20 protein-coding genes are annotated in these 20,637 nt (G+C 70.8%); 11 read left to right on the plus strand and 9 right to left on the minus strand.

What is annotated here, in order from left to right:
- Positions 1-201: 201 nt before the first annotated feature.
- Positions 202-2,070: a tetracycline resistance ribosomal protection protein Otr(A) gene (otr(A), locus tag ACFY10_RS28195; RefSeq protein WP_390667998.1), complete on the minus strand. Its 1,869-nt coding sequence runs from the start codon at positions 2,068-2,070 to the stop codon at positions 202-204.
- Positions 2,071-2,265: 195 nt separating this feature from the next.
- Here otr(A) and ACFY10_RS28200 point away from each other — a divergent pair, with 195 nt between their 5' ends.
- Entirely contained in the window at positions 2,266-3,219 is a 954-nt protein-coding gene (locus ACFY10_RS28200) for a ribose-phosphate diphosphokinase (protein WP_390667999.1), read from the plus strand.
- Between the two features lie 56 nt (positions 3,220-3,275).
- Positions 3,276-4,469, plus strand: coding sequence for an elongation factor Tu (gene tuf / locus ACFY10_RS28205; protein WP_390668000.1), 1,194 nt, complete (start codon positions 3,276-3,278; stop codon positions 4,467-4,469).
- A 23-nt stretch (positions 4,470-4,492) separates the two neighbouring features.
- Here tuf and ACFY10_RS28210 read toward each other — a convergent pair whose 3' ends face one another.
- Both ACFY10_RS28210 and ACFY10_RS28215 read right to left on the minus strand, forming a co-directional pair.
- The gene (locus ACFY10_RS28210) at positions 4,493-4,873 is read right to left on the minus strand and encodes an anti-sigma factor antagonist (RefSeq protein ID WP_390668001.1); all 381 of its coding nucleotides are present in this window, start codon (positions 4,871-4,873) and stop codon (positions 4,493-4,495) included.
- Positions 4,874-5,080: 207 nt separating this feature from the next.
- A complete protein-coding gene (locus ACFY10_RS28215; RefSeq protein ID WP_390668002.1) occupies positions 5,081-5,518 on the minus strand; it encodes a MarR family winged helix-turn-helix transcriptional regulator in 438 nt (145 codons plus the stop codon).
- 103 nt (positions 5,519-5,621) lie between these two features.
- Here ACFY10_RS28215 and ACFY10_RS28220 point away from each other — a divergent pair, with 103 nt between their 5' ends.
- Together ACFY10_RS28220 and ACFY10_RS28225 are read left to right on the plus strand one after the other, a co-directional pair.
- Complete coding sequence (locus ACFY10_RS28220; RefSeq protein WP_390668003.1) at positions 5,622-7,076, plus strand: aldehyde dehydrogenase family protein; 1,455 nt, start codon at positions 5,622-5,624, stop codon at positions 7,074-7,076.
- A gap of 50 nt (positions 7,077-7,126) precedes the next feature.
- Positions 7,127-8,233 carry an NAD(P)-dependent alcohol dehydrogenase gene (locus ACFY10_RS28225; protein ID WP_390668004.1) on the plus strand — a complete coding sequence of 369 codons (1,107 nt, stop codon included), beginning with the start codon at positions 7,127-7,129 and terminating at the stop codon, positions 8,231-8,233.
- A gap of 6 nt (positions 8,234-8,239) precedes the next feature.
- Here ACFY10_RS28225 and ACFY10_RS28230 read toward each other — a convergent pair whose 3' ends face one another.
- Positions 8,240-9,190 carry an NADP-dependent oxidoreductase gene (locus ACFY10_RS28230; protein WP_390668005.1) on the minus strand — a complete coding sequence of 317 codons (951 nt, stop codon included), beginning with the start codon at positions 9,188-9,190 and terminating at the stop codon, positions 8,240-8,242.
- 71 nt (positions 9,191-9,261) lie between these two features.
- Between ACFY10_RS28230 and ACFY10_RS28235 the strand changes: the two genes are divergently transcribed.
- Positions 9,262-10,224: a GlxA family transcriptional regulator gene (locus ACFY10_RS28235; RefSeq protein WP_390668006.1), complete on the plus strand. Its 963-nt coding sequence runs from the start codon at positions 9,262-9,264 to the stop codon at positions 10,222-10,224.
- Between the two features lie 106 nt (positions 10,225-10,330).
- Here the strand turns inward: ACFY10_RS28235 and ACFY10_RS28240 are convergent, their stop codons facing one another.
- Positions 10,331-10,894, minus strand: a complete 564-nt coding sequence (locus ACFY10_RS28240) for a TetR/AcrR family transcriptional regulator (RefSeq protein WP_390668007.1) — start codon at positions 10,892-10,894, stop codon at positions 10,331-10,333.
- Positions 10,891-11,253, minus strand: coding sequence for a DUF1304 domain-containing protein (locus ACFY10_RS28245; RefSeq protein ID WP_390668008.1), 363 nt, complete (start codon positions 11,251-11,253; stop codon positions 10,891-10,893). The genes ACFY10_RS28240 and ACFY10_RS28245 overlap by 4 nt, the downstream gene beginning before the upstream one ends.
- 105 nt (positions 11,254-11,358) lie before the next feature.
- Between ACFY10_RS28245 and ACFY10_RS28250 the strand changes: the two genes are divergently transcribed.
- Positions 11,359-11,835: a GNAT family N-acetyltransferase gene (locus tag ACFY10_RS28250; RefSeq protein ID WP_390668009.1), complete on the plus strand. Its 477-nt coding sequence runs from the start codon at positions 11,359-11,361 to the stop codon at positions 11,833-11,835.
- Here the strand turns inward: ACFY10_RS28250 and ACFY10_RS28255 are convergent.
- Entirely contained in the window at positions 11,813-13,039 is a 1,227-nt protein-coding gene (locus ACFY10_RS28255) for a PucR family transcriptional regulator (RefSeq protein ID WP_390668010.1), read from the minus strand. The genes ACFY10_RS28250 and ACFY10_RS28255 overlap by 23 nt on opposite strands.
- Positions 13,040-13,355: 316 nt before the next feature.
- Between ACFY10_RS28255 and ACFY10_RS28260 the strand changes: the two genes are divergently transcribed.
- From ACFY10_RS28260 to ACFY10_RS28280, 5 genes are read left to right on the plus strand one after another with little or no spacing between them, the layout of a single operon-like run.
- Entirely contained in the window at positions 13,356-15,101 is a 1,746-nt protein-coding gene (locus tag ACFY10_RS28260; RefSeq protein ID WP_390668011.1) for an ATP-binding protein, read from the plus strand.
- 5 nt (positions 15,102-15,106) lie between these two features.
- Entirely contained in the window at positions 15,107-15,517 is a 411-nt protein-coding gene (locus ACFY10_RS28265) for a roadblock/LC7 domain-containing protein (RefSeq protein WP_099933429.1), read from the plus strand.
- Positions 15,514-15,885 carry a DUF742 domain-containing protein gene (locus ACFY10_RS28270; protein WP_388831473.1) on the plus strand — a complete coding sequence of 124 codons (372 nt, stop codon included), beginning with the start codon at positions 15,514-15,516 and terminating at the stop codon, positions 15,883-15,885. Before ACFY10_RS28265 ends, ACFY10_RS28270 begins: the two co-directional genes overlap by 4 nt.
- Positions 15,866-16,471, plus strand: coding sequence for an ATP/GTP-binding protein (locus tag ACFY10_RS28275; protein WP_390668012.1), 606 nt, complete (start codon positions 15,866-15,868; stop codon positions 16,469-16,471). The genes ACFY10_RS28270 and ACFY10_RS28275 overlap by 20 nt, the downstream gene beginning before the upstream one ends.
- Entirely contained in the window at positions 16,468-17,715 is a 1,248-nt protein-coding gene (locus ACFY10_RS28280; RefSeq protein WP_390668013.1) for a cytochrome P450, read from the plus strand. Before ACFY10_RS28275 ends, ACFY10_RS28280 begins: the two co-directional genes overlap by 4 nt.
- Positions 17,716-17,773: 58 nt before the next feature.
- Here ACFY10_RS28280 and ACFY10_RS28285 read toward each other — a convergent pair whose 3' ends face one another.
- Both ACFY10_RS28285 and ACFY10_RS28290 read right to left on the minus strand, forming a co-directional pair.
- Complete coding sequence (locus ACFY10_RS28285) at positions 17,774-18,805, minus strand: 7-epi-alpha-eudesmol synthase (RefSeq protein ID WP_390668014.1); 1,032 nt, start codon at positions 18,803-18,805, stop codon at positions 17,774-17,776.
- 179 nt (positions 18,806-18,984) lie between these two features.
- Positions 18,985-20,619: an amidohydrolase gene (locus ACFY10_RS28290; protein ID WP_390668015.1), complete on the minus strand. Its 1,635-nt coding sequence runs from the start codon at positions 20,617-20,619 to the stop codon at positions 18,985-18,987.
- Between the last annotated feature and the right edge of the window lie 18 nt (positions 20,620-20,637).

Below are 20,637 nucleotides of genomic sequence, written 5' to 3' on the forward strand. Positions count from 1 at the left end.
GCCGCGCCCCAAAGGGGCGCGGGGCGTATCGATATGCGGCTCCGCCGCGATGGGGGTCCCCCCGCTCGAGCGAAGTCGAGAGTGGGGGAGCGACCGGCCACGACGATGCCGCGGACGATCCGCGGCACCTCGCCGCCCCGCGGCGCAGCCGGCTGTATCGACATGCGGCTCCGCCGCCGGGCGGCACGGCCCGCGGAGCGCTCAGTGCGACCGCAGCTCCCGGTCGCCCGACGGACGCGACCACCACACCCCCTCGCCGTGCGTGAGCCCCGGCAGTCGCAGCTCGACCTCCCGTACCCGCCGCGCCGGCAGTTCGCCGGTGATCAGCCACGCCGTCGAGCCGCCCGTAGTGCCTGTGAACTCTGCTCCGATTGAGGCGAGTTGGGCCGTCACCAGGGCCAGTGCGTCGAGCGGGACTTCCGCTTCGAACGCGTGGTAGGGCTCGTACAGCCGGGTGCTCGCCCTTTGCAGTGCGCTGCGCAGCACGACCGGGGTGAGCGCCCGGAAGTCGGCGGCCGTGCTGATCGGCGCGCAGTAGCCGGAGCGGATCAGCGTGACCCGGTAGTCCGTCACGGCCGCACCGCACAGGCCGGTCTCCATGGTCGCGTGCACCGTGTCCTCGATGGCCTGGTGAAAGGCACGGGGGAGTGCACCGAGTTCCGTCTCGTAAGTGAACACCCCGCCCGAGCCACGAGGCCCCGGCTCGACACGCAGCCCGATCGTCGCCCAGTAGCGCGTACCGAGGTGCCACGGCATGTCCTCGCAGGCCTCGCCGAAGCCCCGCGGGCGCTCCAGGTACCGTACGCGACCCGGTTCGAAGTCGGCCTCGATGCCGAAGTCCTGGGCGAGGGTGGCCGCCAGGACCTCCATCTGGACCTCGCCGTACAGGAGGAGGGCCGTGGTGCCGGCGGAACCGGGACGGGCGTGGATCAGGGGGTCCTGGTCGGCGAGGGTGAGCAGGGCGGTGCGGAGCGGGGCGGCCTGTTCGGGGTGGCGGGCCCGCACCAGCGTCTCCAGTGTCGGTGGCGCGAACTGCGGGGCACGGTGGGATGGGGGATCACCGAGCCGGTCGCCCACCCGCACGCCTGCGAGACCGGTGAGCGCCGCAATGTTCCCGGCGGTGAGTGACGGCCCCGTCCCGCCCATCACGTCGAGGCGGTTCACCCGTCCGGAGACCTCCGTGGTGCGGCCGTCGGCCTCGCGCCGCAGCAGGGTGAGACGCTGCCGCGGCGTCACCTCACCGCCGTACAGCCGCAGATACGCCGTCCGCTCGCCGCCCGGCCCTGGCCGCACGGCGAACACCGTGCCGCGCGGGACGGTGCCCTCGGTCGCCGGGGCCGGCGGGATCAGCCCGATCACGCCCTCGACGAGCTCGGGGACGCCCTGTCCGCCGAGGGCCGAGCCGAAGAAGACGGGGTGGAACGAGCCGTCGGCGGTCCGCGCGGCGAGCACCTTGGGCAGGTCGTCGGGCGTGGGCGCGGGGCCGTCCACGACCGCTGCGAGCACGTCCTGGTCGACCTCGGCGAGGGCCTCGGCCAGCCGTGGATCCCCGGGTGGGCGTGCCGTCACGCGAGCCTCGGCGGTACCGATGCCCGACACGTCCGTGAGCGGCGCGACGTACGGCGTCAGCCTGCGCCGGATGTCGGCCAGCAGGCCCCCGGACCGGGCACCCGCGCGGTCGATCTTGTTGACGAAGACGAGCGTGGGCAGCCGCAGCCGCCGCAGCGTCCGCATCAGCACCCTCGTCTGCGCCTGCACGCCCTCCACGGCGGACAGCAGCAGCACCGCCCCGTCCAGGACCTCCAAAGCGCGCTCGACCTCGGCGATGAAGTCGGAGTGCCCGGGGGTGTCGATGAGGTTGATCCGGGTGTCGCCGACGGTGAACGAGGCGACCGCGGAGCGGATGGTGATGCCGCGCTGCCGCTCGATCTCCCCGTCGTCCGTACGGGTGTCACCGCCGTCGACGCTGCCGAGCCGGTCGATCGCTCCGTGGTCGAACAGCAGCCGCTCGGTGAGGCTGGTCTTACCGGCGTCGACGTGGGCGAGAATTCCGATGTTCAGGGTGTGCATACGGGGTCGAGTCCTCGAGAACCGTGGGCCAGTGTGGGCGCTGGTTGATTCCGAGGAGTCGGCGCATGAGGTCTCCTGAGGTGAGGGAAGCCGGTCGCCGCCATGATGCCGTGCGGCCGGTGGCGCACCGCAACCGAATTTCCGCGGTCAGTAGCATGAACCCGTCCCCCGGAATGATCACGCGAGGAGCGGATCGTGCGAGACATCTCCGTGTTCAGCGGTAGCGCCCACCCCGACCTGGCCGCGGAGGTCTGTGCGCATCTCGGTGTGCCGCTCAGCCCCACCCGGGTCAGCCGGTTCGCCAACGACTGTCTGGAGGTGCAGCTCCAGGCCAACTGCCGCGAGCGGGACGTCTTCCTGATCCAGCCACTGGTCAAGCCGGTCCAGGAACACCTCGTGGAACTGCTGCTGATGTGCGACGCGGCCCGCGGCGCGTCGGCGGCGCGGATCTCCGTCGTCATGCCGCACTACTCCTACGCCCGCTCCGACAAGAAGGACGCGCCCCGGATCTCCCTGGGCGGCCGGCTGGTGGCGGACCTGATGGTCGCGGCGGGCGCGAGCCGCGTCCTCGCCATGACGCTGCACTCGCCGCAGGTGCACGGCTTCTTCTCGGTGCCGGTCGACCATCTGCACGCCCGGCGCGAACTGGCCGCGTACTTCCGGCAGTACGACCTGTCCCGCACGACCGTCGTCTCGCCGGACCTCGGCAACGCCAAGGAGGCGGCCGCGTTCGCCCGGATGATCGGCGCCCAGGTCGCTGCCGGTGCCAAGCAGCGGTTCGCCGACGACCAGGTCAGCATCAGTACCGTGATCGGCGAGGTCGCGGGCCGGGACGTCATCGTGTTGGACGACGAGATCGCCAAGGGCAGCACGGTCCTCGAACTCCTCGAGCGGCTCAGGGAGTCGGGGCCCCGGTCGATCCGTGTCGCCTGCACGCACGGCCTGTTCGCGGACGGCGCGCTCAAGCGGATCGGCGAGCAGCCCGACGTACTGGAGATCGTGTGCACCAACACCGTGCCGGTGCCGGAGGAGGAGCGCACCGAGAAACTGCGGATCCTGTCCATCGCCCCCGCCCTCGCCGAGGCCGTACGCCGCATTCACAACGGGGAGTCGGTCAGCGCCCTGTTCGACGCGCCGCGAAGCGAATAGACATGACGTAGCGGAGCAACGCTCGGCATCAACAGGGATGCTCAGGAGGGGTTGCAGTGGCGAAGGCGAAGTTCGAGCGGACCAAGCCGCACGTGAACATCGGCACGATCGGTCACATCGACCACGGCAAGACGACGCTCACGGCGGCCATCACCAAGGTGTTGCACGACAGGTTTCCCGACCTGAACCCGTTCACGCCGTTCGACCAGATCGACAAGGCGCCCGAGGAGCGGCAGCGCGGCATCACGATCTCGATCGCCCACGTCGAGTACCAGACCGAGCGCCGGCACTACGCGCACGTCGACTGCCCCGGGCACGCGGACTACATCAAGAACATGATCACGGGCGCCGCCCAGATGGACGGCGCGATCCTGGTCGTCGCGGCCACGGACGGACCCATGCCGCAGACCAAGGAGCATGTGCTGCTGGCCCGGCAGGTGGGTGTGCCGTACATCGTGGTCGCCCTCAACAAGACCGACATGGTGGACGACGAGGAGATCCTGGAACTGGTGGAGCTGGAGGTGCGCGAGCTGCTCACCGAGTACGAGTTCCCCGGTGACGACGTCCCGGTCGTCAAGGTCTCCGCCCTCAAGGCCCTCGAGGGCGACGAGCAGTGGACCCAGTCGGTGCTCGACCTCCTCGACGCCGTCGACACGGCGGTCCCCGAACCGCAGCGTGACGTGGACAAGCCGTTCCTCATGCCGATCGAGGACGTCTTCACCATCACCGGCCGCGGCACCGTCGTCACCGGCCGGATCGAGCGCGGTGTGCTGCACGTCAACCACGAGGTCGAGATCATCGGCATCCACGAGCAGAAGACGAAGACCACCGTCACCGGCATCGAGATGTTCCGCAAACTGCTCGACGAGGGCCGGGCCGGCGAGAACGTCGGACTGCTGCTGCGCGGTGTCAAGCGCGAGGACGTGGAGCGCGGGCAGGTCGTCATCAAGCCCGGAACGGTCACCCCGCACACGGAGTTCGAGGGGCAGGCGTACATCCTGTCGAAGGACGAGGGCGGCCGGCACACGCCGTTCTTCGACAACTACCGGCCGCAGTTCTACTTCCGCACCACGGACGTCACCGGTGTGGTGACCCTGCCCAAGGGCACCGAGATGGTCATGCCGGGCGACAACACCAGCATCCATGTCGTGCTGATCCAGCCCATCGCCATGGAGGAGGGCCTGAAGTTCGCCATCCGTGAGGGCGGCCGGACGGTGGGCGCCGGCCAGGTGACGAAGATCCTCAAGTAGCGGACTCTGTCGGTCAGTTGCCGTCATAACGTCCCGGACGTGGCCTCGGGCTGGCCCAGCGCCGCGTCCAGGGTCGGATGCGGAGGCAGCAGCCGGGTCAGCCCGGTGACCCGCAGGATGCGCAGCGTCAGCGGGTGCGTGCAGACCAGCCGCAGTTCCCCGTCCTGGTCGAGGACCCGGGCTCGGGCCCGGTAGAGCAGTCGCAGCCCGGAGCAGTCGAAGAAGTCGACCGGCCGCAGGTCGATCACCAGACGGACGTCGGGGCGCGCCGTCACCCGGTCCAGAAAGGGGGCGATCTCCAGGGCCGCGGCGATGTCGATCTCGCCGCGGAACTCCAGCACCGTATGACCCCGGTCCTGGTGGACACGTAGATGCCGGGTCGGCGGCGCGGGTTCCTGCTGCACGACGACATCGCCTCCAACCTGCTCCGCCCGCTGCGGAGTTGCAGGTCACCGGGGGCCGGGGTGACATCGTGCAGCGAGCGTAACGAGCGCAGACGAGCCCCCGGGTCCCCTGTGAGCGCAAATCCGTTCTCCGCCCTGCAAGTTACCCTCGATGGAGTGAATTTGAGCATGTTCGATTGACATATGTCTTCGAATTGCGATGAAGCCTTACGACAGAGCGTGCCAGGCCCTGGAGAGTGCCTGGCGGAACTGCTCGGTCTGGTGCGCCGTGAGATCCCGGACCATCCGCTCCTCCAGCTCCCGCACGGGCGCCGCGAACTGCTCCAGCAGCTCCCGGCCGGCGCCGGTCAGCAGGATCAGCAGCTCGCGACGATTGCGCGGATTGCGCTCCCGGCGTACCAGCCCGCGGCCCTCCAGGGACCGTACGAGATCGGCGATGGACTGGGCGGTGACGAACGAGTCGCGGGCGAGCTGTGCGGCCGACAGGCCGTCGTGGCGCTCCAGGACGGTGAGTGCGGTGTACTGCAGCGCGGTGATCCCGGACGGCTTGACCAGCTCGTCCAGGTGCGAGCGCACCGCCAGCTCCACCTGCTTCACCATGTAGAGCAGTGACGGGGACGTCTTGGTCGCCTGGGTGTCGAGCATGAGTTCAGCCTAGAGCATTGACAGGAAACCTGTCTGTAATGAAACTGCGAACCAACAGGAATCCTGTTGGTTGAAATCTTGGCGATGAGGCTGAGGAGTGGTGATGACCACCTTCGAGATCGAACCCGGACGGCTGTTTGTCGGGGGACAGTGGCGCGAGGCCGCCGACGGAGCGCGCACCGAGGTGGTCGACCCGTCCCGGGGCGCGGTCGTCACCACCGTCGCGGAGGCGGGCGCCGCCGATGTGGACGCGGCCGTGCGGGCCGCCCGGGAGGCCTTCGACGGCGGCGCCTGGTCCGGGCTGAGCGGACGCGAGCGCGGCCGCATCCTGCACCGCGTCGCCGAGCTGATCCGCGAGAACGCCGACGACCTCGCCCGCCTCGAATCCCTGGACGTGGGCAAGCCCATCTCGCTGTGCCACGCCGTCGACGTGACGAACGCGGCCAACGACTACGAGCACTTCGCGGCCCTCGCCCATTCCCTGGACGGCGCCGTCCGCGACACCCCCATGAACGCCCTCGCGTACACCAAGCGCGAACCGATCGGCGTGGTCGCCGCGATCACACCCTTCAACTTCCCGCTGATCCTGGCCGGTTCGAAGATCGGCCCGGCGCTCGCTGCCGGCAACACCGTGGTGCACAAGCCGGCCGACGAGACACCGCTGAGCGCCCTCTACATGGCCCGGCTGCTGCAGCAGGCGGGCGTACCCGACGGGGTGGTCAACGTGGTCACCGGCACGGGCCCGGTGGCGGGCGAGGCGCTGCTGCGCCACCGCGGCGTCGACAAGGTCGCCTTCACCGGCTCCACCGCGATCGGCCGCCACGTGGCGAGCACCGCCGGCGAGGCCCTCAAGCCGGTCACCATGGAGCTCGGCGGCAACGCCGCCCACATCGTCTTCGAGGACGCCGACCTGGAGAAGGCCGTCGGCGCGATCATCAAGGCGTTCGTCTTCAACACCGGCCAGTTCTGCATGGGCGGCCCGCGCCTGCTGGTGGCCCGCCCGGTCTACAGCACCGTCCTCGGCATCCTCGCCGAGGCCGTCCCCGGCGTCCCGGTCGGCGACCCGCGCAACCCCGAGACCGTCGTCGGCCCGATGGCGGGGGCGAAGCACCTGAAGAAGGTCGAGGAATACGTCGACATCGCCCGCAAGGAGGGCGGGCGCATCGTCTGCGGCGGCGAACGGCTCGACCTCGACGGCGGCTACTACTACAAGCCCACCGTGATCGCCGACCTGTCCAACGACTCCCGTGTCGTCCAGGAGGAGATCTTCGGCCCGGTCCTCACCGTGCAGCCCTTCGACACCGAGGACGAGGCGGTCGAGCTCGCCAACTCCACGCCGTACGGCCTCGCTTCGGGCATCCAGACCCAGAACCTGGCCCGCGCGCACCGCATCGCCGACCGCCTCCAGGCGGGCATCGTGTGGATCAACGACTGGGCCATGCTCGACCCCGCCGTGCCCTTCGGCGGTGTGAAGGACTCCGGTTTCGGCCGCGAGTACGGGCCTGAGGCCCTCGCCGCCTACACCAAGGTCAAGTCCGTCGTCGTCTCGCTCGACTGAAGCCGCTCGATCCCGCCCGAACGCGCCCCAGAACCAAGGGAGTTCGTACGATGTCCATCACCACCCGCGCCGCGGTCGTCGAGTCCGGCGGAGCGCCCTTCACCCTCGCCGACGTCGAGCTCGACGAGCCGGGGCCCCGCGAGGCGGTCGTCCGCATGGTGGCCACCGGCCTGTGCCACACCGACCTCGGAGTCGCGAGCGGCGGCCTGCCCTTCCCCCTGCCGGGCGTGCTCGGCCACGAGGGCGCCGGCGTCGTCGAGGCCGTCGGCCCGGCCGTCACCGGCATCGCACCCGGCGACCACGTAGTGCTGTCCTTCACCTCCTGCGGGGAGTGCCGCAACTGCCACGGCGGCCACCCCGCGTACTGCGCGACCTGGCTGCCGCTGAACCTGATCGGCGGCCGCCGGGCCGACGGCACCAGCACCATCAGCCGGGACGGCACCCCGCTCGGCGGCCACTTCTTCGGCCAGTCCTCCTTCGCCGAGCGGGCGTTGGTGGACGAGCGCAGCCTCGTCAAGGTCGACGCGGACGTACCGCTGGAGTCCATCGCACCGCTCGGCTGCGGGGTGCAGACCGGAGTGGGCGCCGTCTGGAACGTGCTGAAGCCGGTGACGGGCAGCACGATCGTCGTCCTCGGCGCCGGCGCCGTCGGCCTGTCCGCCGTGATGGCCGCCGTCCTCACCCCCGCCACCCGGATCGTGGCCGTCGACAAGGTCGGCGAACGCCTTTCGCTGGCAAAGGAGTTGGGGGCCACCCACACCGTCAACGTCGGCGAGGCCGACCTCGCCGAAGCCCTCGCGGAGATCACCGGAGGCCAGGGCGCCGACGGTGTGGTCGAGACGACCGGCAGCGTCGCCGTACTGCGTCAGGGCGTCGATGCGCTCGCCGCCCGCGGCACCCTGGTCGTCGTCGGCGCCCCGCCGTTCGGCACCGAGGTCGCCCTGGACGTCAACGGGTTGCTGGGCGGCAAGCAGGTCGTCGGCCTCACCCTCGGCGACGCCGAGACACAGACCTTCATCCCGGCGCTCGTCCAGCTGGTCAAGGAAGGACGGCTCCCGCTGCACCGCCTGATCAGCACCTATCCGTTCGCGGACATCGACCAGGCGGTGCGGGACATGGGCGCGGGCAAGGCGATCAAACCCGTGCTCACCTTCTGACCGGGATCAGCCCACCAGCAGGACCAGCTTTCCCGTGGTCCGGCCGGTGTCGCCGAGCGCGTGTGCCTCGGCGGCATCGGCCAGCGGGAAGGTATTGGCGATCGCGGGGCGCAGCTTCCCCGCCTCCACCAGCTCCGCGATCGCCTTCATACCGCTGTACGAGGCGTCCACGAGTATCCGCAGCGCCCGCACACCGAGCCGCTCGGCCTCCTCATAGAAGTCATTCGAACCGACGGGCAGGATCGACACGACGATCCCGCCCGGGCGCAGTACGCGCAGCGATCGCGTCGAGGTGTCGCCGCCGATCGTGTCCAGGACGACGTCCACGTCCTTCACGGCCTCGGCGAAGTCCGTCTCGCGGTAGTCGATCGCCTCGTCCACGCCGATCCCGCGCAGGAAGTCGTGCTTGCCCGCGCTCGCGGTGCCGATCACATACGCGCCCCGGGCCTTGGCGATCTGTACGGCCACATGCCCGACCCCGCCGGCCGCCGCGTGGATCAGCACCCGCTGCCCCGCCTGCAGATCGGCGTACTCGACCAGGGCCTGCCAGGCGGTCAGGGAGACCAGCGGCAGCGCGCCCGCCTGCGCGTGGTCGATCGAGGCCGGCTTGTGCGCGAAGGCGCGGGCCGGGGCGGTGACGTACTCGGCGTGCGAGCCGTGGCCGAACGGGTACGACAGCATGCCGAAGACCTCGTCGCCGGGCTTGAACCGGGCGACGCCGATGCCGACCGCCTCGACCACGCCGGAGACGTCCCAGCCCAGGACGAAGGGCGGCTCGCCCAGCAGACCGCCGGTCGCGCGGTGCTTCCAGTCGGTCGGGTTGACGCCGGCGGCCCGGACCCGGACCAGGACCTCGTTCGTACGCGGCTCGGGCCGCTCCAGCTCCACGGCCTTCAGGACCTCGGGACCGCCGAGAACGTCCTGGCTGATGGCTCGCATCGTGTTCACAGTGCTCATGGTGAACCAGCCTGCCGGGGGTGGCCCGGCAAGAAAATGGCACGATTGCCAAGCTTCGATAGGATCGTGCCATGAGAGGTGGCAAGGGACATGTGGAACGGGTCGTGGTGCTGGCCCTGGACGGCGTCTACCCCTTCGAGCTGGGCATCCCCAGCCGGATCTTCGGGGCCGCCGACGGCCGCTACGAGGTGCTGACCTGCACCGTCGACGGCCAACCGGTGCGCACCAACGCCGACTTCACCATCGGCGTCGAACACGGCCCCGAGATCCTGGCCACGGCCGACACGGTCGTGGTCGCCTCCGTGACGCCCTCGTACATCCCCACCGAACTGCCCGCGGAGCTTGCCGCCGCGCTGGCCCGGATCCGCCCGGACGCACGGATCGTCTCCATCTGCACGGCCGCGTTCGTCCTTGCCGCCGCGGGCCTCCTCGACGGCCGCAGGGCCACCACCCACTGGCATGTGGCCGACCTGTTCCGGCGCAGGTACCCGAACGTCGACCTCGACCCGGACGTCCTGTTCGTCGACGACGGCCGCATCCTCACCTCGGCCGGCGCCGCCTCCGGCGTCGACGTCTGCCTGCACATCGTCCGCACCGACCACGGCAGCGAGCTGGCCAACACGGTGGCCCGCCGCTGCGTCGTGCCCCCCTTCCGGGACGGCGGTCAGGCCCAGTACATCGAGCAGCCGGTCCCGGAGAGCGGGGCCGCGAGCACCGCCGCCACCCGCGCCTGGGTGCTCGAACGCCTCGACGAGCCGCTCGCCCTGTCCGACCTTGCCGGCCACGCCCGGATGAGCCTGCGCACCTTCGCCCGCCGCTTCAACGAAGAGGTCGGCCTCAGCCCCGGCCGCTGGATCGTCCAGCAGCGCATCGCCCGGGCCCGGCACCTGCTGGAGTCCAGCGACCTGTCCGTCGACCAGATCGCCGGCCACGTCGGCTTCGCGACGGGCGCCTCACTGCGCCAGCATCTGCACGCGGCGATCGGGGTCTCACCGCAGGCCTATCGCCGCACGTTCCAGACGACCGCCCGCTGACCGCCCCAAAGGGGCGCGGGGCTGTGTCGATAGGCGACTGCGCAGGGGGGCGCGACAAGCCCCCACCGGCCCGCACGTTCATCAGCTCTTCCAGCGGAGCGAACCGTCACCGGCTTGCGTGCAGGGCGATCAGCAACTGCCAGACCTCGTCGGCGATTTGAGCCGCGTCGGCCTCCAGGAGGCCGTGCAGCCAGTCGGCCAGCACACCTGCGAACGTGGCGGCCACGGCCGACGCGACCAGCGGTGCGTCCGCCGCGCCCGCCCGTTCGCGCTCGCGGAGGCTGTAGGCGCGCAGGTCCCGGTGCAGCACCCGGCCGAGGGGGCCGCCGCCGCCCGGCGTCAGCAGCTCGCGGTACAGGCCGGCGTGCGGGGTGAGCGAGGCGAAGAACTCGGCGAGCGCGGGCGGCGCGTGCACCGGGTCGGGCCGGCCCGACCAGGCGTGCAGCGCCTCCACGGCCTCGCGGACGACATCCGCGCAGGCGTCGACCGCCAGCGCCTCGAGGTCGGCGTAGTGGACGTAGAACGTGGCCCGTCCCACCCCGGCCCGGCGCACCAGCGCCGCCACCCCCACCTCCGCCAGGGGCCGCTGCGCGCACTCCGCGAGCAGCGCCTCCCGCAGCCGCGCCCGGGTGCGCGCGGCCCGCGGGTCCTGCGGGGCGGGGCGGGTCACTGCGCGATCAGGACGGCGGCCAGGGCGAGCGCGCCGGGCAGTGCCTGCGCGAACAGGATGCGGCGGTTGGCCGTCACGGCGCCGTAGACGCCCGCGATCACGACGCAGCACAGGAAGAACACCTGGGCGCGGAAGCCGGTCGGGTCCGCCGCGATCAGCCCCCAGACCAGACCGGCCGCGAGAAAGCCGTTGTAGAGCCCCTGGTTGGCGGCCATCGGCGCGGTCGCCCGTGCCATCTCCCTGTCGAACCCGTGCAGCGCCCGCCCGGGCTTCTTCTGCCACAGGAACATCTCCATCACCAGGATGTAGGCGTGCAGGGCGGCCACCAGACCGACCAGTACGTTCGCGACCGTCTCCATTGCTGGGCTCCGTAATCTTGTATGAGGTTCCTGGACAGGTGTCCACTATAGCTGGACAGGTGTCCAGGAAGTTCCACTGTCAGTGGTCGCCGATAGCCTGCGCGCATGACTGATCAACAGGTGATCGTGCGACGCGCTCGTGCCGAGGACATACCTGGTCTCGTCGCCTCCAGCGCCGGGTTGTTCGCCGAGGACGGGGGCACACGGGACAGCAGCATGAACGTCGACTGGCCGCGCGAGCACGGCGCGCAGTCGTTCGCCGCGGCACTGGAGGACCCGACGCGGCTCGTCCTCGCGGTGGAGCACGGCGGGCAGGTCGTCGGACACCTGATGGGATCCGTCGCCGGACCCACGGCGAAGCGGACGGTCACCTCCGCGACCCTGGTCAGCATCTACGTCCGCCCGGGGCACCGGCGCGCGCGGGCCGGGGACCGGCTGGTGGAGGAGTTCCTGGACTGGGCCCGGCGGCAGGGAGCCGCGCACGCGGAGGTGACCGCCTACGCGGCGAACACGGACGCCATCCGGTTCTACGAGCGGGGCGGCTTCACCGCCATGACGGTCACCCTGCGGCAGCCCCTGTAGCGCCCCGGCGCAGCTCCAGGGCGCGCAGTGCCAGCTGCATCTCGAACTGGGCGGCCGGGTCGTGCAGCCGGTCGCCGAACAGTTCGTCCAGCTGGCGCATGCGGTAGCGCACCGTCTGGGGGTGGACCGCCAGCCGCACGGCCACCTCGCTGGCGTTGTGACCGCACTGCAGCCAGCTGAGCAGGGTCTCCGCGAGGCGTTCGCGCTGCGGTGGGCGCACCTGCTCCAGCGGGCGCAGCCGGTGCTCGGTCATGGCGTCGATCAGGGCGTCGTCGCGCAGGAGCAGCAGCGTGGCCAAGTGGTCCTGGCAGCGCACCATTTCGGTGTCCGCGAGGACGCCCCGCCGCGCCAGGTCCAGCGCCTCGGAGGCCCAGCGCAGCGATCGCGCACCCTCCTGCAGGGCCACGGTCGGGCCCATCGCGGACCGCCGTCCGTGCAGCGCCCCGGCCACGGCCCGCGCCCGGCCCGGGCCCTCCGGGTCCGGCACGACCAGCACGGCCGGCTGGACGTCGAAGCGGGCGAGGAACTCGGGCGCCACGATCGGCTGTGCGCCCGTCTGCGGGTGGTGGTCGATCGCCACCACCGCGAGTGCGCGCGGTAGCGGCCAGCGTGCGCTGTGCGCGAGTTCCGCGATGGCCTCGGCCGAGGCCGGCGGATCCGCGGTGAGCAGGTCGATCAGGCGGGTACGCCGCTGCTGCAGCTCGCCGGCCGCGTGCAGCCGTGCCTCCGTGTAGCCGGCCGTCGTCGCGGCCGCCATCTCGTCCAGGTGCAGGAACAGCGCCTCGCCGAAGGCCGCCAGCACATTGCGCGGCAGCAGATCGGCGTCGACGAGCGCGTTCACCCGGCGCCACGTCACCCGCGCACCCAGCCGCAGCGCCGACTGGAACGAGTCGAGGCTGCGCCCCTCCTCCGCCTCCCCGCGGCCGATGCGCTGATACGTCGCCTTCACGGGCTCCCAGTCCGTGTCGGGCTTGGCCATCCGCTCGAGGAAGCCCTGCAGCGCATGGTCCACGCCACGGTGCACACCCTGCATGTACGTGTCGTCGGCGGGACGTGCGTATTCGGGGATCTCGGTCCTGATCGCCCGTACGACCTCCTCGGTGATGTCGGCGAAGAACGGTCTGAGGTGGTGGTGCAGGCCCGTCGGCAACGCGTTGAACGGGCCGCCCGGCTCATCGACCGGCACAGCGGCTATCTTCGGCACGGCGCGACGATACCCGTCAGTAATCCGTCAGGGCTTATCAGCGGCGGACAGTCGTGGGCGTACGAATTGTCACCACATGACAAGTGCGCAGGTCCGCAAAGGGATTTGTCGATGTGTGGGCCGTTGGCTGAGAGTGACGGAACCCTCACTTCCGTCAGATGATCGAGGTTGATCCTTTCGGGTTCAAACCCGATAAGCTCCTGTGCGGCGCTGCGAGTTGACTCGATCGCGATCGGTCGTCCCGTAGTGCGTATGCATCAGTGCACTCCCCCCTTGCACACCCCCCCGTTCGATCGTGTTGCTTGTAAGGATGCAGATGGAACTCGCCACTCCGCCGCCGGCGGCGCGGGCCCCTGTCGCCTGGTACAGCTGGTGGTTGATGCCGCTGGCTTTAGGAGGCGGGACGGTTGCCGCCACGTTCATGAGCTCCGAGCGAATAGCCGCCGGTGTCGCGGGCGTCGCGGCCACCGCCGCAAGCGCCGTGTGCGTCCGGCTGCTGATCCGCACCCGTACGCAGCTGAGCCGCACCGAGGGCTCCTTCCGCACCACGCAGGCCGAGCACTCGCAGCAGTGGCAGCAGCATGTCGTGGGCCTGGAGCGGAAGTTCACCGCCGAGCGCGGCTCGCTGGAGGCCCAGCTCAACGACCAGTCCGGTGCCTACGAGGCGCAGCTGGCGGAGCAGGTCTCGACGTACGAGGCCCAACTCGCCGAACAGGCACGGGCCTTCGAGGGACGCCTCGCCGACCAGGCCAAGTCCTACGAGGCCCAGCTCGCCGACCGGGCCGAGGTCTGGCAGGAGCAGATCGCCCACCAGCAGGCCGCGGTGGCCCGGCTGGCGAATGAGCAGCTGCCCGACGCGCTGCAGCAGTTGCGTGCCGGTGAGGCCATCGACGACCTGCTGCCCGAGGCGGGCCAGTGCGCCAAGGTCAGCGCCGATCTGCAGGCCGAACTGCGCAAGGTGCTCAGGACCGCCCTGATCGGCGTCGAGGAGGAGTTCAACCGCTCGACCTCCGCGGAACAGGCCGTCGTCAGCATCGGCAGCCGTATCCACGTCCTGACCAGCAAGCTCCGCGGCCGCCTGCACGAGATGCAGGGCGAGCATGGCCGGTTGCCGTCCGTCGCCCGGGGCCTGATGGAGCTCGACCAGGAGCTCGGCCCCGCCGACTCGCTCGCCGCGAGCATCGGTGTGCTCGGCGGCTCGGACCGGCCGGGACGTCAGTGGCAGGAGCCGCAGCGTCTGCTGAGCGTGATGCGCGGCGGCATCGGCCGGATCAAGGACTTCCACCGCGTCGAGGTGCGCCATCTGCCCGAACTCGGCGTCGACGGCGGTCTGGTGGACCACCTCACGCTGATCTTCGCGCATCTGCTGGACAACGCGGCCCGCTACTCGCCGCCCACCGAGCCGGTGCTCGTGTCCGGCAAGGAGGTCCCCAACGGCGTCGGCATCGAGATCCAGGACTCCGGCAAGGGCCTGAGCGAGGAGAAGAAGCGCGAAGCCGCGGACGCCCTCGCCGGCACCGCGGCAGGGCCCGGTCTCGGCGGCATCTCCGAGGACGCCAACCTCGGTCTGCGCGTCGTCGGCGCACTCGCCCGTCGCTACGGCATCCGCGTCACCTTCGCGGACTCGCCCTGGCTCGGCACCTCGGTGGTGGTGGTGGTTCCGCACAAGTACTTCAGCCCGCTGCCCGCCGCCCCGGCCACGGCCACCGCCGCGACCCCGGCGCTTCAGGCGACGTCGCAGGCCCAGGCCGCCCCGGTGCGGGAGACGGCCGCCGCCGAACCGGTGGCCGGGCCCGCCGAGGCCGTGGACACCACGCCCGGCGGACTGCCCCGGCGCCGCAGCAGGCGCACCGGCGAGGCCCAAGCGGTGGGGCACCGGCCGGCCGAGCGCCCGGAGCGGACCGAGGAGACCGTCGTCTCCGCCGTCCCGCCGGATGCCTCGTTCGCCGGCCTGGCCGCCTTCGCCACCGCCGGCCGCGAGTCCGCCGAGGAGCCCACCACGGAGGGCACGGCGCCTGCCGGGCGCGAGTCCACCGAGCACCGCACTGAAGAGAGCGACTAGTCCACATGACGCAACAGGGAACCGACGTGAGCTGGGCGCTCCGCGATCTGGTGGAGTCCATCCCGGAGATCCGCTTCGCCCTCGTGGCCTCCAGCGACGGCAAGGCCATCACCTCCTTTGGCGCCGAAGACCCCGACGACGTGGACCGGTTCGCGGCCGTGGTGGCAGGACTGCAGGCGCTGGCCCAGCCGGTCGCCGAGCAGTTCCCCAGGTATGCGGGGCAGCTGCGGCTGGCGATGATCGAGGTCGACGGCGGGCACCTCTTCGTCGTACGGGCCGGTGTGGAGACGTATCTCGGAGTCCTTGCCCGCGAAGGCCTCGACCAGGGGCTGCTCGGACACCAGATGAGGGACCTGGCCCGGAGGATGGGCGAGCTCCTCGGCACCACTCCGCGCCTGGAGGAGCACTCTGGATGAGTGCTCCCCGCAGGCCCACGGACCCGTCCGGTCTCGAGCGCTACTACGTCCTCACCGGGGGGCGCAGCGGACCGGGCGGTTCGGCGTCGAGTCTCGACGTGGCGACCCTCATCGTCTCCCTGGCCGCTCCCGTACCGGGCATGCAGCACGAACACGAGGACATCCTCCGGCGCTGCCGCGATCCGCTGTCGGTGGCCGAACTCGGCGCCCATCTGGGACTGCCCTTCAACATTCTCGCGGTGCTGCTGGCGGATCTGCTCGAGGCAGGCCGCGTCGAAGCCCGTGACCCCATCCCGGCGCACGGCGCCGGGCGCGGGCCCGACCTCGCGCTCCTTGAGGAGGTACTCAGTGGACTTGAAAGGCTTTGACCATCCGGGCCGGCCCGGCGGGTCCGGCCCCCGCTCGGTGAAGGTGATGATCGCCGGAGGCTTCGGCACCGGGAAGACCACCATGGTCCGCTCAGTCAGCGACATCAAGCCGCTGACCACCGAGGAGACGCTCACCCAGGCCAGCGCCGACGTCGACCACCTCATCGGCGTCGCGGACAAGACGGAGACCACCGTCAGCCTGGACTTCGGCAAGATCGCCCTCAACGACAGCCTGATGCTGTACCTGTTCGGCACGCCCGGGCAGGAACGGTTCTGGTTCCTGTGGAACGGCCTGTTCAAGGGCGCGCTCGGCGCGGTTGTCCTGGTCGACACGCGCCGGCTCGCCTCCAGCTTCCGGGCCATCGAGGAGATGGAGCGGCAGAACGTCCCCTTCGTGATCGCGCTGAACGTCTTCCCCGACTCCAAGGAGCACCCCGTCGAGGAGATCCGCGACGCCCTGGACATCCCCGAACACATCCCGGTCGTGGCCTGCGACGCCCGCGACCGGGCCTCCAGCCGGGATGTGCTCGTCGCCCTGATACAGCACCTGAAGGAACGCTCTGCCGTCGCGATGGAGTCCCGATGAACGCCCAGCCCTTAAACGGTCCGGACACCCCGGGCGGGTGCCCCGTCGCGCACGGCGAGGACATCACCCGGCTGTACGGCCCCGGAGCGGCGACCGACCCGCACGGTGTCTATGCGCAACTGCGTAAGGAGTACGGTGCCGTAGCCCCCGTCCTGCTCGACGGCGACATCCCCGCGTGGCTGGTGCTCGGCTACCGCGAGAACCGCAGGGTGCTGGACAACCCCCTGCAGTTCGCCCGGGACTCGCGCATCTGGCGGGACTGGAAGGAAGGCCGGGTCGAGGACACCTCGCCGCTGATCCAGGTGCTGGGCTGGCGCCCCGACGCCGTCTCGCAGGACGGCGAGCCGCACCGCAGACTGCGGGCGGCGGTGACCGACAACCTGCAGGCCATGACCGGCCGCGGCATCCGCCGCCATGTGACCCACTACGCCAACAAGTTGATCGACGGGTTCATCGACGAGGGCCGTGCCGATCTGGTGGCCGAGTTCGCCGACGACCTGTCGATGCTGGTCCTGTGCCGGGTCTTCGGGCTCGCCGAGCGGGAGAGCCGCAGCCTCGCGGAGTCCTGCAAGCTGGTCCTCAACGGCGGCGAGGAGGCGCTCGAGCACAACGGGCGCGTCATGGCCATCCTCGGTGAACTCGCCGCCCGCAAGCGCACGGAACCGGGCTCCGACTTCACCACCGGGCTCCTCGACCACCATGCGGGCCTCGACGAGGACGAGATCGTCAGCCATCTGCGTCTGGTGCTCATCACCGCCCACAACATGACCAGCAACCTGCTGGCGCGGGTGCTGCAACTGGTGCTCACCGACGAGTCCCGGCTGTCCGGGCTGGTCAGCGGCCAGCTGAACATCTCCGCCGTGGTGGAGGAGGTGATGTGGAACACCCCGCCGCTCATCGTCCTGCCGGGCCGTTTCGCAACCGCCGACCTCGAACTCGGCGGCTGCCGGATCAAGGAGGGCGACCTGGTGGTGCTGGGCCTGGCGGCCGGCAACGCCGACCCCGAGATCCGGCCGGACGCCGGGGTCTCCGTCCAGGGCAACCAGTCCCACCTGGCCTTCAGCGCCGGACCGCACGAGTGCCCGGGGCAGAACACCGGCCACTCCATCATCGAGGTCGCGGTGGACATCCTGCTGCACCGGCTGCCCGGGCTGCGACTGGCCGTACCGCCGGAGGAGCTGACCTCGACCTCCTCCACCTGGGAGTCCCGACTCGACACCCTGCCGGTCGAGTTCCCCGTCTGACACCCCGTCCGACACCACCGCTGCCCGGCCGGACACCCGGCCGGGCAGCGCTGTCATCTCACACGGCCAGCAGGTCGTCCACCGAACCCCGCCCGGCCAGTTCGGCCGTGGCCACCGGGCCGTCCTTGGCCGCCGAATAGCGGCCCGAGACCAGCGCCCACTCGTAGTTGCCGTTGATCCAGTGCTGGATGGCCTCCACGCCCTTGCGCACCCGGGCGCGCTCGTCCTCGTCGAGGCGCAGCTCGTCGCACATGCGCGGTATCCCGGCCTCCAGCTCCAGATACTCCTCGAGGCAGTCCGTCGTCATCCGGTACGCCTCGTCGGCGGCCTCCTGCCACGACAGGCGCCGCTCCCGGTGCAGGACGGCTATCAGATTGTGGCCGTCACCCCGCCGTTTCTCCCGCTCGAAGGAGTGGATGTCATTCATGAACCCGATGGTGTCCGCGGCCAGGTCACGCATCCGCTCCATCAGCGGGTGCCCCATCGCCTGAGCCGGCACCTCGAAGCCGCGGCTGCGCTCGCCCGCGTCGATGCTGTGGTGGATGCCGACCGTGCGGCGCCGGAACAGCGCGTACTCGTCGAGGCCCAGCGTCCCGGCCAGACCCCGGGCCGCCAGGTCGACCTCCTCGCAGTGCGCCACCAGGAACCGGCCCCAGGACGCGGCGAAACGCGTCTGCCACGTCAGGGACATGCCAGCTGAGAGATGGCTCCAGACCTCCGCCCAGGCAAGCGTGATCGGGCAGACCACCCGTGGCCGGTAGCCCGCCGGGCGCAGCGGCGTGACGATCAGCTCGCGCGCGACCTCCGCTATCCGGTCCGCGCGATCCGGCTGAGCCGCGTCGAACTGGTCGTCGAAGAGGAAGGCCAGGGAGAACCAGTTCATCAGGACGACCATGTCGTCGGCGGATGCGTGAGGGTAGGTGCGGGCCGCGGCCTGCGGCAGGTCCCAGGACTTGTACTCCTCGAACCCGTCCTTGCTGCGCACCAGTCCCATGTCCCAGATCCAGCGCAGATGCCGGGCCCTGGCGTATTCGAGATGCTCGCTGACGGGGGTGTCGAACGGTAGGTCGAACCGAACGTCCTGAGGCATGTGCTTCCTTCCGGGAGACGGCAGTTGCAGAGTCCCCCCGCCCTGCCAACGGGTGGTCTTCTGGCCACCCGTGCGCTCGAACTCAGCTTCTGTGGCCGAAAGTTGAACCGAGAAGCGGTACGAGGCTGCCCAGAGCCTAAATGATCTACTCGTGACCTCACCGTGATATCCGTTACTGCTCAGACCTCAGGAGCTGCGTACACTCCCTCCCCTCCCACATAGGTCAGCGCCACACCCGTCTGCGCGATCGCCTCGGCCGGCCCGTCGAACGGGTCTCGGTCCAGAACCACCAGATCGGCCAGCGCGCCGACCTGAATCCGGCCGGTGTCGTCGAGGTGGTTCACATGGGCCGATCCCGCGGTGTACGCGGCCAACGCCTCGGCGAGATCGATGCGTTCGCCGGGCAGGAACACCGGGGCGCCGTCGCCGTCCGGCGTCACGCGGTTGACCGCGACATGGATCCCCTGGAGCGGATCGGGGCTGCTGACCGGCCAGTCGCTGCCCGCCGCGAGCCTGGCCCCGGAGCGCAGCAGTGCACCGAACGGGTACTGCCACGCGGCCCGTTCGGACCCCAGGAAGGGAATGGTCAGCTGGTCCATCTGCGGTTCGTGCGCGGCCCACAACGGCTGGATGTTCGCCGTCGCGTCGAGCCGGGCGAAGCGCGGAACGTCGTCGGGGTGGACGACCTGAAGGTGCGCCAGATGCGGCCGGGTGTCGCTCGGCCCGTTCGCGGCGCGCGCCGCCTCGACGGCGTCCAGGGCGTCGCGTACGGCCCGGTCGCCCAGCGCATGGAAGTGGCACTGGAAGCCGAGGGCGTCCAACTCGGTCACGTACTTGGGGAGTTGGCCACGGTCGATGAAACTCTTGCCGCGGTTGGCGGTGGCGCAGCCGCACTTGTCCAGATAGGGATCGAGCAGCGCGGCCGTGCCGTTCTCGGCGACCCCGTCCAGCATCAGCTTCACGGTGGCGGCGCGGAACCGGCCGTGGCTCAACGCGGCCCGCTTCTCGACGAGTTCGGGGATCTGCTCGGCCCCGCGCTCGCGGTCCCACCACAGCGCGCCGACCACCCGCGCGGTCAGCGAGCCGTCGCGCGCGGCCGCCAGATATGCACCCGAGGGGTCGTCCATGCCGAGGAAGTCCCCGACCAGCGCGTCCTGCCAGGCCGTGATGCCGAGCGCATGCAGATGGCGCTGCGCGTGCAGCAGCGCGGCCAGCCGGTCAGCCGCGGTGGCCGGCGGCGTCAGACGCCCGACCAGCTGCATCGCGCCCTCCTGCAGGGTGCCGCTCGGCTCGCCCGCCGCGTCCCGCTCGATCCGCCCGTCGGCCGGGTCCAGCGTGTCCCGGTCGATGCCCGCCAGCTCCAGGGCACGGCTGTTGACCCAGGCGCCGTGATGGTCACGGTTGGGCAGATAGACCGGCCGGTCGGGCACGACCGCGTCCAGGAGCTCCTTCGTCGGCGTACCGCCCTCGAAGGCCTCCATGGACCAGCCGCCGCCGAGGATCCATTCCCGCTCGGCGTGTGCGTCGGCGTACGCGCGCACCGCGGCGACCGTCTCGGTCGCCGTCCGTGCCCCGGTCAGATCGCACTGGCTCAGTTCCAGCCCGGCCGGGACCGGATGGACGTGCGCGTCCTGGAAGCCCGGCAGCAGCAACCGCCCGGCCAGGTCGACCACTTCGGTCCGCGGCCCGGCGAGATCGTGGACCTCGTCGTGCCCGACGGCGGTGATGCGGTCGCCGGTGACGGCCACGGCGGTGGCGGTGCGGCCCTCGGGGGTGAGGACCGGGCCGCCGGTGAAAAGGAGGTCTGCGCGCATGTTCCGGTTCCTGTTGGG

Source organism: Streptomyces sp. NPDC001401, from assembly GCF_042895385.1.
Taxonomy (GTDB): Bacteria; Actinomycetota; Actinomycetes; order Streptomycetales; family Streptomycetaceae; genus Streptomyces.